15 protein-coding genes are annotated in these 11966 nt (G+C 54.6%); 6 read left to right on the forward strand and 9 right to left on the reverse strand.

The window, feature by feature from the left end; translation table 11 throughout:
- Positions 1-12: 12 nt before the first annotated feature.
- From ACZ1G7_RS12160 to mtgA, 5 genes are all read right to left on the reverse strand, one after another.
- Positions 13-516, reverse strand: a complete 504-nt coding sequence (locus ACZ1G7_RS12160) for a L,D-transpeptidase family protein (RefSeq protein WP_472659658.1) — start codon at positions 514-516, stop codon at positions 13-15.
- 82 nt (positions 517-598) lie between these two features.
- Positions 599-1459 carry an SDR family oxidoreductase gene (locus ACZ1G7_RS12165; protein WP_472659659.1) on the reverse strand — a complete coding sequence of 287 codons (861 nt, stop codon included), beginning with the start codon at positions 1457-1459 and terminating at the stop codon, positions 599-601.
- Positions 1456-2478 (reverse strand): tRNA epoxyqueuosine(34) reductase QueG, encoded by a 1023-nt coding sequence (gene queG / locus ACZ1G7_RS12170; RefSeq protein ID WP_472663725.1) that lies wholly within the window; start codon positions 2476-2478, stop codon positions 1456-1458. Before queG ends, ACZ1G7_RS12165 begins: the two co-directional genes overlap by 4 nt.
- A gap of 2 nt (positions 2479-2480) precedes the next feature.
- Positions 2481-3146 (reverse strand): FtsZ-binding protein FzlA, encoded by a 666-nt coding sequence (fzlA, locus tag ACZ1G7_RS12175; protein WP_472659660.1) that lies wholly within the window; start codon positions 3144-3146, stop codon positions 2481-2483.
- Between the two features lie 57 nt (positions 3147-3203).
- On the reverse strand, positions 3204-3830 hold the full coding sequence (gene mtgA, locus ACZ1G7_RS12180; protein WP_472659661.1) for a monofunctional biosynthetic peptidoglycan transglycosylase: 627 nt from the start codon (positions 3828-3830) through the stop codon (positions 3204-3206).
- A 220-nt stretch (positions 3831-4050) separates the two neighbouring features.
- On the opposite strand from mtgA, the gene ACZ1G7_RS12185 reads away from it, so the two are divergent.
- Entirely contained in the window at positions 4051-4461 is a 411-nt protein-coding gene (locus tag ACZ1G7_RS12185) for a c-type cytochrome (RefSeq protein WP_472659662.1), read from the forward strand.
- Here ACZ1G7_RS12185 and ACZ1G7_RS12190 read toward each other — a convergent pair whose 3' ends face one another.
- Positions 4462-4770: an I78 family peptidase inhibitor gene (locus tag ACZ1G7_RS12190; protein ID WP_472659663.1), complete on the reverse strand. Its 309-nt coding sequence runs from the start codon at positions 4768-4770 to the stop codon at positions 4462-4464.
- Between the two features lie 136 nt (positions 4771-4906).
- Between ACZ1G7_RS12190 and ACZ1G7_RS12195 the strand changes: the two genes are divergently transcribed.
- Positions 4907-6019 carry an S-(hydroxymethyl)glutathione dehydrogenase/class III alcohol dehydrogenase gene (locus tag ACZ1G7_RS12195; protein WP_472659664.1) on the forward strand — a complete coding sequence of 371 codons (1113 nt, stop codon included), beginning with the start codon at positions 4907-4909 and terminating at the stop codon, positions 6017-6019.
- Positions 6020-6022: 3 nt separating this feature from the next.
- On the opposite strand, the gene ACZ1G7_RS12200 is transcribed toward ACZ1G7_RS12195, so the two are convergent.
- A complete protein-coding gene (locus tag ACZ1G7_RS12200) occupies positions 6023-6640 on the reverse strand; it encodes a TetR/AcrR family transcriptional regulator (protein WP_472663726.1) in 618 nt (205 codons plus the stop codon).
- Positions 6641-6771: 131 nt separating this feature from the next.
- On the reverse strand, positions 6772-7014 hold the full coding sequence (locus tag ACZ1G7_RS12205; protein ID WP_472659665.1) for a hypothetical protein: 243 nt from the start codon (positions 7012-7014) through the stop codon (positions 6772-6774).
- 140 nt (positions 7015-7154) lie between these two features.
- On the opposite strand from ACZ1G7_RS12205, the gene ACZ1G7_RS12210 reads away from it, so the two are divergent.
- Genes ACZ1G7_RS12210 through ACZ1G7_RS12220 form a run of 3 tightly spaced genes read left to right on the forward strand, consistent with a single transcriptional unit; the run spans position 7155 to position 9559 of the window.
- A complete protein-coding gene (locus ACZ1G7_RS12210; RefSeq protein ID WP_472659666.1) occupies positions 7155-8081 on the forward strand; it encodes an AEC family transporter in 927 nt (308 codons plus the stop codon).
- A gap of 27 nt (positions 8082-8108) precedes the next feature.
- Positions 8109-8939 carry an S-formylglutathione hydrolase gene (fghA, locus tag ACZ1G7_RS12215; RefSeq protein WP_472659667.1) on the forward strand — a complete coding sequence of 277 codons (831 nt, stop codon included), beginning with the start codon at positions 8109-8111 and terminating at the stop codon, positions 8937-8939.
- Positions 8936-9559, forward strand: a complete 624-nt coding sequence (locus ACZ1G7_RS12220) for an HAD family hydrolase (protein WP_472659668.1) — start codon at positions 8936-8938, stop codon at positions 9557-9559. The genes fghA and ACZ1G7_RS12220 overlap by 4 nt, the downstream gene beginning before the upstream one ends.
- On the opposite strand, the gene ACZ1G7_RS12225 is transcribed toward ACZ1G7_RS12220, so the two are convergent.
- A complete protein-coding gene (locus ACZ1G7_RS12225; protein ID WP_472659669.1) occupies positions 9556-10797 on the reverse strand; it encodes an MFS transporter in 1242 nt (413 codons plus the stop codon). The genes ACZ1G7_RS12220 and ACZ1G7_RS12225 overlap by 4 nt on opposite strands.
- Positions 10798-10879: 82 nt before the next feature.
- Here ACZ1G7_RS12225 and zapE point away from each other — a divergent pair, with 82 nt between their 5' ends.
- Positions 10880-11950 (forward strand): cell division protein ZapE, encoded by a 1071-nt coding sequence (zapE, locus tag ACZ1G7_RS12230; protein WP_472659670.1) that lies wholly within the window; start codon positions 10880-10882, stop codon positions 11948-11950.
- Positions 11951-11966 lie beyond the last annotated feature (16 nt).

Consider the following 11966-nt stretch of genomic DNA (forward strand, 5'->3'; position numbering starts at 1 on the left):
GCCGCATATGGGTCAAGGCAGAATATCGATAACTGTGCCAGTTTTGACCATCGCGTAAACCTCACGCATTTCTTTGTTCGTCACCGCGATACATCCAGCAGTCCAATCAGGCCCGCGTCGCTTGTTCGGATTAAGGTTTGGCTGCCCGTGTATGAAGATGTCACCACCCGGCGGTTTGCCGAGCCGTCGTGCTTCCGCACGGTCGCGGGCATTGGGATAGTTTATGCCAATCGATAGGTAGAACGAGCTGTTGGGATTGCGGCGGTCGATATAGTATCGCCCCTCCGGCGTACGACCGTCGCCTTCAAACTGTTTGTCACCATTTGGGGCAAAGCCCAGATCGAAATCATAGGCTTTCAAAACACGTGTGCCGTTAAGTAGGTACATCCTGCGCTTTTCTTTTTGCACCAGAATGCGCGTCACCTGCGGGCCATCGTAGTCAATAAACTTTGATGAGCATGCCGACAACGCAAAGAACGCCACCAACAAAAGCCCCCGAAACACTGCCGAAACCATGCGAACCACTACCCTTTTTCGGGCGACACTAACAAAAAAATTCCGTTACGGGAATCGCCTGAATTGATTTAGGGAAAATGTATTATTCAGACTCTAACAAAGCCCTGAGACCGGTCCGATAGTCTGGATAACGTAGCTTGACGCCCAGCTCAGAGGTTAGCAAATCGTTTCTGACTTTCTTGGATTCAGCGTAAAAGCTGCGCGCCATCGGGGTCATGTCAGCAGTTTCAAACGCGACTGCAGGTGGAATTGGAAGTTGAAGCAGCTCTGCTGCATAGGCAATCACGTCCTCAGGCGGTGCCGGGTCATCATCGCAAAGGTTGTAGATCGCACCGGGGCGCGGACGCTTAATTGATGCGTACAGCACCTGCGCGATGTCTTCGACATGGATGCGGCTGAACACCTGACTCTGTTTGATGATACGGCGCGCTGTGCCATTGCGAACTTTTGCAAATGGCCCCCGGCCCGGCCCGTAGATGCCCGCGAGACGGAATATATGCAGCGGAAGCCCGGTTTCTTCTGCGAGCCTTTGCCAGGCGGCCTCCGCCTCGACACGTAGCTGTCCACGTTTCGTGCTTGGGGCCAGCGGGGTGTTTTCGTCGACCCAACCGCCTTTGTGATCGCCATAAACGCCGGTCGTTGACAGATATCCTACCCATTGAAACTGTTCGGAATGCTTGGCGATCTTTTCCCGAACGCTGAGCAAGACAGGATCGCCATCCGCCGTCGGGCCAGCGGAAATCAGGATATGAGTCGCTTGTTCAAGCAATGGATCAATCTCGGCGCCCGGCCAAACAACTGCATGTATACCTGAACCGGCCAAGTCCGAGGCATTTTCGGGTTTGCGCGTCGTACCAGTGACCTTCCAACCATCGACCAATAGATGCGGCGTTAATGCTTGAGCGGAATAGCCATGACCAAAGCTTAGCAAATGATGTGTCATTGCAACCTCCCGACGGCCCAGCGTGCGGCATCGGCAACCGTCTCGTCCTTGTCTTGCGCTAAGTTCTGAGCAGAGCGCTTCAACCGTTCTGATCCAGAATTTCCGATAGCGTACAACACATTCCGCACAAAGCGATCACGCCCGATGCGTTTGATGGGCGAGCCGCTAAAACGGGCGCGAAAAGCCGCATCGTCCAAGGCGGCCATCTCAGCCAAATCGGGCAGCACCAAATCCTTGCGCGCGGCGTAACGCAGTTCTCGCGCATCGCTGGCAAATTTATTCCAAGGGCACACCGCCAAGCAATCATCACAACCATAGATACGGTTGCCCATCATCGGGCGCAGATTTTCATCGACGGGCCCGTGATGCTCAATCGTCAGGTAAGAAATGCAGCGCCGCGCATCCAACTGAAATGGCGCTGTAAACGCATCGGTTGGGCAGACATCCAGACAAGCGGTGCAGCTGCCACAGTTCTCGCTTTCAGGTGCATCAGGGTCTAATTCGACCGTCGTAAAAATTACGCCCAAGAAAAACCAGTTTCCTAGGTCGCGCGACAAAAGATTGGTGTGCTTACCTTGCCAGCCGAGACCCGCAGCAGCCGCAAGTGGCTTTTCCATAACCGGGGCGGTATCGACAAACACCTTGATCTCAGCGCCTTCCGACTGCTCAATCAACCAGCGCCCGACGCGTTTCAAACGCTTTTTCACCAGATCATGATAGTCGCGGTTGCGGGCGTAGACAGAGATATTGGCACGATCGCATGCTTTCAGATTGTCCATCGGATCATGATCAGGCGTGTACGGCTCTGCCAACATGATGATGCTTTTTGCCTCGGGCCACAGCGCGCTTGGATCGCCGCGCCAGTGTTTGCGGTCAGCCATCCAACCCATTTGACCGTGGTTGCCTGCATCTAAAAATGCGGTCAGCCGTGGCATGGCCTCAGGGATGGCGTCCGGGCGGCAGATGCCCATCTTCGCAAAACCCTCGGCCTCAGTTTGCGCCCGCAAGCGCGCCTTCAAGCTCAAAAATCGAGGTCCGAGTAATGCGTGGGTTGCGGGAATCCAGAGACCTGGTCGGCAAGAAGTCCCCGAAAGGCTGGTCGCGATTTTATCTTCGCGTACCAGTCTTTGACATTAGCGTTGCGGTTCCAATCGACGTCACGAATATAGTCTAAACAGCTAAAATGCGCCGCTGCTGCGAAATCTGCGAGGCTCATATGGTCGCCCGCAAGCCAGCGACGCTGATCCAGTAGCCAGCCCATATAGTCGATGTGGTACTTAATCTTCTGCGCCCCAAGTTTCACATTTCGGCTCTCGGGGTAGCCTTGGCCCATGATTTTCTTGTTCACGCGTTCATACAGCAGTTTCGACGTGACCTCGGAATGAAACTTGTCATCGAACCAAAAGACGAGGCGGCGTACTTCTGCGCGATCCTCAGGCGATTTGGGCAGAAGCGCGGGGTCTGGCAGGGTTTCTTCAAGGTATTCGCAAATTGCCTGGCTGTCGCTGAGCGTCTGACTGTCAATTTTTAGAACCGGCACTTTACCTGCAGGGTTGCGGCGCATGAATTCGCTGGATTGTTCCCAATACCGCTCTTCGATTAGCTCTACTTCGACCTTCTTTTCGGCCAAAACGAGCCTAACCTTGCGGCAAAACGGGGAAAGCGGGACGTGGTACAAGCGGTTCATTCAAAAATCCGACCGAAAGAGCTGAGTGCCCACTCTTCGCAAGCTTGCCGAGGTTTTTCAAGTTTCGAAACAGGTTGAGCGCCCGTCTCGGCGGATTGTTTCGGCGCCGCTCATGATCTGACGCGCCCGACGTTGCAAGAAAGCGGTGGGCCGTTTCGCTGACCGCGCCTTGGGATTTGGCAGCACCGCAGCAAGCGCAGCTGCTTGGCGGGCGGTCAGGTCTTTTGCGTCTACTCCGAAATACCAAGGAGCAGCGGCGGCAACGCCAAAGACACCTTCGTCGAATTCAACGACATTCATATAGACCTCAAGGATCCGTTGTTTCGACCAAAAGGTTTCAACGATCGGGGTCAAAGCGGCTTCCAAGGCTTTGCGGGTGTAGTTGCGGCCGTGCCAAAGGAACACGTTTTTTACTGTCTGTTGCGAAATGGTAGAGGCCCCGCGGCCTGATCCTTCCTCAAGTGCGACACGAATTGCGGACATGTCAAAGCCCCAGTGATTGCAAAAGTTTGCATCCTCTGCGGCCACGATAGCGCGGGGCATGTGCGGGGAAATATCCTCAAAATCGCGCCACATTTGGCGGATGTTGTCGTTGCGTTTCCGCTCTTGCTCAATGTAGATCGTCGTGGGCGGATTTACGAACGCGTAGACGCCAATCAGCACCAGCACCAAAACCAGTATCACGCCAACAGCACGCAACCCCCACCTGAGAGCCAGAAACGGAACAACACCGATCCACCAGAAAAAAGTCCTGTTAGGCTTTTTGTTTTTTGCTGCCTTTGCCACGACAAAACCTTATCTTGATCTTTAAACGTGTCAAAGCGACACAAAGGGCGTTGGTCAAGTCTGACCGATGCGGATCGGGTGAAAAATGCTGCGGAAGACCACTAAACTTGGGATAGCGATGCTACTGCTCGCGGGGGCGGCCTTTGCACATAGCGGGGTCAAGGACCCGCAAGTGATGGCGCGGATGCAAGTCATGAGCAAGATCGCAGATGACACGAAGCAGCTGGGCGAATTTATTAAGGGCATACGTGCCTTTGAACCTGCAGTCGTACAGCAAATCGGGCGTAGGTTAAGCGCGCATGCAGACCAAGTTGTACCACTGTTTGAAGCCGAAGCGCATGATCCGAAATCCGAAGCAAAGGATGCGATCTGGGCTGATTGGCCCGGATTTCTACGCGCAAACGAAGCGATGCAAGAGGCCGCGCTTAGGGTCGAGGCAAGCGAAACGACGGACGCGTTGAAAGCAGCTTTCACGCAGCTTGGGCAAAGCTGCACCGCGTGCCACAAAAGTTACCGTTTGGCAAAATGACTAGCCGCAGATCACCTTTGTGATCTCGCCGTTCCCGTTTACATGCAGATTGACGCGATCAGCGACGTAAACTTGTGAGACGATCAATCCAGGCTGCACGACGCGGATATTTGCACCTTCTGGAAAGGTCACCGCGGCAAATTGTTGACCTACAAACCCTTCGAAATCGCCGAGTTTGCAGGTGTCAGGCAACCGTTCTTCGAGGCCGCTCACAACGTCTTCTTCACCGCTGATTTCAGCGTCGACGGTGTCATCAACCGGTGTGCAGGCAAGCATGAGGACGGGCAGCAAATACATCAATCTGGTCATAAATGTAGGGTTACCCCAAGGCACATGTACCGGCAAGCATTCAGCGGGAACACATGACTTTTCGGCATGATTGGAATTGATTTCGCGCAAATGATGGATGAAGCTGCCCTGAATTTAAGAAGAAAGGACCACAGCCATGCGCACAAGAGCCGCCGTCGCCATCGAAGCGGGCAAACCGCTGGAAGTTATGGAGGTCAATCTAGAAGGCCCGAAAGAAGGCGAGGTGTTGGTCGAAATGAAGGCGACCGGGATTTGCCATACCGACGAATTTACACTGTCAGGTGCGGATCCCGAGGGCATGTTTCCAGCAATTCTGGGCCATGAGGGTGCCGGTGTCGTTGTCGAAGTGGGCGCAGGTGTGACCAGCCTTGAGGTTGGTGATCATGTGATCCCACTTTACACGCCCGAATGCCGCGAATGCGAATATTGTCTGAACCCCAAGACAAACCTGTGCCAGAAGATTCGCTCAACCCAGGGGGCTGGGGTTATGCCTGATGGCACGTCGCGGTTCAGCATGCTCGATGGGACGCCGATCCTGCATTACATGGGATGTTCTACCTTCGCCAACCATTCTGTTGTGCCTGAAATTGCGCTCGCGAAGGTCCGCAAGGACGCACCGTTCGACAAGATTTGCTACATTGGTTGCGGGGTTACGACCGGTATTGGCGCGGTGATCAACACAGCCAAAGTTGAGATTGGGTCGCGCGCGATTGTGTTCGGACTGGGTGGCATCGGTTTGAACGTAGTCCAAGGCTTGCGGCTTGCTGGCGCGGATCAGATTGTCGGTGTTGATCTGAATGACAGCAAAGTCGCAATGGCCGAAAAATTTGGGATGACCGATTTTGTGAACCCAAGCGAGATTGACGGTGATCTGGTCGCCCATCTGGTGGAGCTGACCGGCGGCGGCGGTGACTACACGTTCGATGCAACAGGCAATGTCGGCGTGATGCGGACTGCTTTGGAATCAGCGCATAAAGGCTGGGGCGAAAGCGTCATTATCGGCGTCGCGCCTGCGGGGGCCGAGATCTCAACCCGACCGTTCCAACTTGTGACGGGCCGCGTTTGGCGCGGAACCGCATTTGGCGGTGCGTCAGGTCGTACAGATGTGCCGAAAATTGTGGATTGGTACATGGACGGCAAGATTGAAATTGACCCGATGATCACCCACACGATGGGTCTTGATGACATCAACAAAGGGTTTGACTTGATGCACGAAGGCAAGTCGATCCGCTCAGTTGTGCTGTATTAGGGTCTAAACGCCGTATCTGGCTAAAAACGTTTCGATCGCGCCGTCAATGACGCGGTCGATTTGCGCGGGCTGTGGTGTTTCAAGCATATTGAACACTTTCTTAACGAAAATGTCCGCTTTCATGAGCGCTTCAAATTGTTGCGCCGCGAGCCGTACATCATCGATCTTTAGTTCCCCACGCTCCACAGCATGAGTGAAATATTCGCTCAGCCGGTCTTCCATCAATTGTGGGCCAGACATGTAGAATTCCTGACCAAGCTCCGGGAAGCGGTCAGATTCAGCAACGCAAATTCGAAAGATACGTTGCGCAAATTCTGACGTCAGGAACTCCATCATCGAATGTGCCATATGGCTGAGAACTTCGCGTACAGGCAGGTCCTTGCGCTCTACCTGAATGGCGCGGTCCGCTTGGCGCGCGCATTCTTCCTTGGCCACTTCGACGAACAAAATGCGTTTATCTGGAAAATAGCTGTAGAGAGTCGCCTTCGACACGCCGGCTTCGCGCGCGATGTAGTCAACGCTTGCGCCTTCGAACCCTTCGGCCAAAAACACCTTACGCGCACCAGCTACAACTTGCTCGTATTTGCGCCCACGTTTGATTTCTGCCGCGTTGCCGTCCAACAGCATTCTCCCAGTCCGTCCCGACACCAACTTAGACCACACGGTTTAGTTCCGACAAGCCTTGCCCGACATTTCACGAAAAACAAAGGCGCAAGCCTGCGCTTGCGCCATCAGTTTTCGCCGTTGGTGTATTAACCTTTTCCGACCGGAATCTCGACAATCCAGCCGCCAAAACGGTCCTCACCAGTTGCTGGCAATTCAATACTTGGCAAAGCCGTCGGCGACGCGGGCGCTGATTTCGTCGGAGCTGTGACCGGTTCTGGGAAGGTCAAATCTGGCAGGAACACCCCACCAAACCCACCGGCAATCATCGGTGTGGCACTCAAAAACGCAACCGCAGCTGCGATATGAAAAACAGTTGATTTCGATAACATCTTATCTCTCCTGAAAGCTAAACTGATCGGTTCATTACGCCATAAGTAGACCGATCAGTTTAGCGCATCAACCCAAAATTGAACTGATCGGTTCATTTTGAAAGATAGCGCCAGCGAAAAACCCATGCTAGCTAGCGCCCATGCTGGAGATATTCCTGAAAACACTGCCTTTTTTCGCGATCATTGGGCTTGGGTATTGGGCCGGTCGCACGCGCTTTTTCAGCCAAGAGGCCACAGCCTACCTGACAAAGTTCGTGTTTTACTTCGCGCTGTCGGCCATGTTGTTCAGCTTCTCGGCGAACCTGAGCCTGACTGACGCATTCGATTCGAAAGTGGTCTTGGCGTATTTCTTCGGCACCCTTTGCGTTTACTTGATCGCGAGCGGTGCTTCCCTATTCCGCCATCTGCCAATCGAACAGGTCGCGATTGAGGCGCAGTGTGCGGTCATTGGCAATGTGGGTTTTTTGGGTATCCCGATGCTCGCGCTGCTGTTGGGGGAAGCCGCGTTAGGGCCAATCATGATGGTGCTTGCGGTTGATTTGATCTTTTTTGGCAGCCTTGTCGTCATCCTGATCACAGGTTCCCGCGACGGACGATTGTCACCATCTGTGCTAAGAACAGTTGGGTTGGGGCTTATCAAAAACCCCATGATAGTGTCTATTTGCCTTGGCTTTGCATGGTCGGCATCTTCACTTCCAATATCAAATCCCGTGAACGAATTTCTGACAATTCTCGGCGGTGCGGCTACACCTGGCGCGCTATTCGCCATTGGCGCATCGCTGGCCTCCAAATCCGCGGAACGGATTGAAGTCGCGGGCTGGCTGAGCTTTTGCAAACTGGTTTTGCATCCGCTCGCCGTTGCAATCTTCGCGCTTTGGCTTTTGCCCGTGGACCGATATGCGGCCGCTGTCCTGATTTCAGCCGCAGCACTTCCGGTCGCTGGCAACGTTTTCATGATCGCGCAACACTACGGGGTTGCCCCGGCCAGGGTGTCGGCATCCATTTTGATTTCGACTATGATCAGCATCATCACCGTTTCGCTTGTCATAGGCTGGGTCGCCGTTTAGCCCTTGGGCAAGCGAAAGGGATTTGCCATGGAAACTGTATCTGAAAATGCCTGCTTCGGCGGCACACAGGGCGTCTACACCCACACCTCTGCGACGACCAATTGCGATATGACATTCGCCGTGTTCCTACCGGAGGAAGCACGCGACGGCCCGGTGCCGGTTTTGTGGTATCTATCGGGCCTGACCTGCACGCATGAAAACGCGATGATCAAAGCTGGCGCGCAGGCTTGGGCGGCGGAACAAGGCATCGCGCTGATTTTTCCCGATACCTCCCCCCGGGGCGAGGGCGTCGCAGACGACGAGGCCTATGATTTGGGCCAAGGCGCAGGCTTTTACGTCAACGCAACCGAGGCACCTTGGGCCGAACATTTTCAGATGTATGACTACATCACCAAAGACCTGACCGCGTTGGTCTTTTCGGAATTTCCTTTGGATGCAACACGCCAGGCGATTACGGGCCATTCGATGGGCGGACACGGCGCGTTGACGATTGCGATGCGCGAAGAAGGCCGGTTCAAATCCGTTTCCGCCTTTTCACCGATCTGCAATCCAACGGCCTCGGACTGGGGCAAAAAGCAACTCGGTGCCTATCTTGGGACCGATGACAGCGCTTGGGTCGACCATGATGCGACCCTATTGATGCTCAAACAGGGGTTTGACGGCCCAATGTTGCTCGACACCGGCACCAAGGACCAGTTCATGGATCTGCTCATGCCGGAGGCCTTCGCCTCCGCCGCGTCCACCAAACGCCAGCAAGCGATCATTCGGTATCAACCGGGTTATGATCATTCCTACTTCTTCGTGGCCAGCTTCATGGAAGACCACATCGCCTTCCATGCGGAAGCGCTTTACACATGACCATCGAGGCCGTCATTTTTGACATCGGCAATGTGTTGATCGAATGGCAGCCAGAGCGACATTACGACTATTGGATCGGCGAAGATCGCCGCAAAGCAATGTTTGCCGACGTTGATCTACATGCCATGAATGATCGGATCGACAGCGGTGAAAACTGGCGCGATGTGATTTATGAGACCGCCGATCAATACCCCGAATGGCGCGACGAAATTATTCGCTGGCATCGCGACTGGATCGCGCTTGCCTCCCCCGTTATCCCGCATTCGGTGCATTTGCTGCGCAGCCTCCGCGCAAAGGGTGTTCCGGTCTTTGCCCTGACGAATTTTGGTGTTGAAAGCTTCGACTACGCCGCAAGTATTTATGCGTTTCTCAATGAGCTTGACCGAAAATATGTCTCCGGCCATATGAAGGTCATCAAACCGGCCACGCGGATTTACGAAATGGTCGAACAGGATTGCGACATCGCACCCGCGCGGCTTCTCTTTGCCGATGACAGGGCTGAAAATATCGCAGCAGCAGAAGCGCGCGGATGGCAAACGTACCTGTTTGACGGACCTGCGGGGTGGGCTGAATGCCTCATCTCACATGGGCTTTTGACCCGTGAAGAGGCTGCGTACTAAGCGGGCGCCAGTTCAGGCCGTTTTTCACGGATTGGCAAATGGATAAGCGCGCTGAAAGCACCGACGCCCACACCAATCCACCAAACCAACGTGTAGTCGCCTGTGACGTCATATAGCCGACCACCCAACCAAACGCCCATAAACGACCCCAGCTGGTGTGAGAAAAACACGATCCCGTAGAGCGTTCCCATGTAGCGCAGCCCGTAAATATGCGCGACCAGGCCAGAGGTCAGCGGCACAGTCGCCAGCCAAAGGGAGCCCATCGCGAGACTGAAAATGATCACAGTTTCTGGTGTCATGGGGGTCAGAATGAACCAAGCCGCGAGGATCGTCCGACCTGTGTAAATGCCCGCAAGCAGGTACTTCTTAGTATAGCGCTTGCCAAGATATCCCGCCAGAATTGTCCCTCCGATATTGGCGAGCCCGATCAACGAAATTGCGAGTGCGCCAAGCGCGGAGGTTGTGGTCACGCCCAACCCAGCCAGTGTGCCACCCGGATCAATTGGTCCGCAAATCTCCGTCACAAAGGCAGGAAAATGCGCTGTCACAAAAGACAGTTGGTACCCGCAAGAAAAGAAACCCATGAAGATCATCAGATAAGACGGGTCTTTGAACGCCCGTGTGAGCACCGCGCCCATGCTTTCTTCAAGCTCGGCCCTGCCCGCCATGACAGGCGCCCGCATCATCGGCAGGGCAAAAAGGGTGCAAAGCATCACGGCGGCGAAAATCAAAAAAACGGTTTGCCATGGGAAAAAGCCCAAAAGCACCTCAGCCGTTGGCGCGCCAAAAACCTGACCTGCTGAGCCCGCTGCCGTTGCAATGCCCAGCGCCATTGACCGGTTTTCGTCCGATGTGGCCCGGCCAACCATGGCCAGAATCACACCAAATCCAGTGCCAGCAATGCCGAAACCCACCAGTATTTCAAGAAGTTGGTGCCCCCCAGGCGTCACGGCAAAGCTCGACAGGACCAACCCAGCCGCATACATCAGCGCGCCGAGTATGATTGCTTTGCGGTCGCCGATTTTCTCTGCAATCGCTCCGAAAATCGGCTGCCCAATGCCCCAAGCAAGGTTCTGAATGGCAATGGCCAGGCTAAATTCGGCGCGTGGCCAACCGAACTCCTCAGCAATCGGGATTTGGAACACCCCAAAGCTGGCCCGCACGGCGAAACCCACCATCATGATGATGCATCCGCCGATCAGGATCGGGGTGAACAGGGAGCCGCGTGTTTCAGACATGGGGCGACGGTCCAAGAAAAACGCTATGGCGTCAATTCAACATTATTGCGGTTCATCATAAGTGTTCCTAATGAGAACCAAGATGAGTTTGAAAACCGAATATGACAACCGCGTCGCCGCCGGCACGTTGACCGCCGATCCGGTGCAACTGGCCGCTATGCCGCTTTTTGACCGCGTGTTGACGGAGATGGATCAGGCGACCGGCAAGAAAAAGTTCCTGGGGATCTTTGGCACAGACGAGGTTCCTGTAAAGGGCTTGTATCTGTGGGGTGGCGTGGGGCGCGGCAAGTCCATGTTGATGGACATGTTTTATGATTTTGCGCCGGAGCCTCGCAAGCGCCGCGTGCATTTCCATGCCTTTATGCAAGAGGTGCATGAAGGGATGACTGCTGCGCGCAAAACAGGCGTCAGCGACGCCATTGCACCCGTCGCAGACCAGATCGCGAAAGACGCCAGGTTGTTGTGTTTTGACGAAATGCAAATCACCGACATCACCGACGCGATGATTGTCGGGCGTTTGTTTGAAAGCCTTTTCGCGGCTGGGACCGTGATCGTTGCGACCTCGAACCGGGTGCCGGATGATCTTTATAAAGACGGGTTAAACCGCAACCTGTTTGTGCCATTCATCGAACTGATCATGGATCGGCTCGAAGTCCATGAACTGGCCAGTGAGACCGATTACAGGCAAGATCGGCTGGCCGGATCAAAGGTCTATTTCAGCCCTGCCAATGCTGAAGCCCGGGCACAGATATCTGAGATTTGGAACAAGCTTGCGGGCCCGGATACCGCCCCACTTTCCCTGCGCGTCAAAGGGCGCGATGTTGTTCTGCCGGCTTTCTCTGGCGGGGTGGCGCGGGCAAAGTTTTTCGATCTTTGTGGTATGCCACTCGGGGCTGCGGATTATCTTGCATTGGCCGAATCCGTGCGGGTTTTGATCCTTGAAGACATCCCTGAATTGTCACGCTCGAACTTCAATGAAGCCAAGCGGTTTGTCACACTGGTGGACGCGCTCTATGAGGCGAAAGTCGTGCTCATCGCGTCTGCCGCGAATGTGCCCGAACGGCTTTATATCGAAGGCGCAGGCTTGTTTGAATTTGAACGGACCGCGTCGCGCCTGCGCGAAATGCAAAGCGCGGATTGGGCCGTGATCTAACGCAATGCGCCCTCCA

Source organism: Litoreibacter sp. JB4-2 (genome assembly GCF_055693445.1).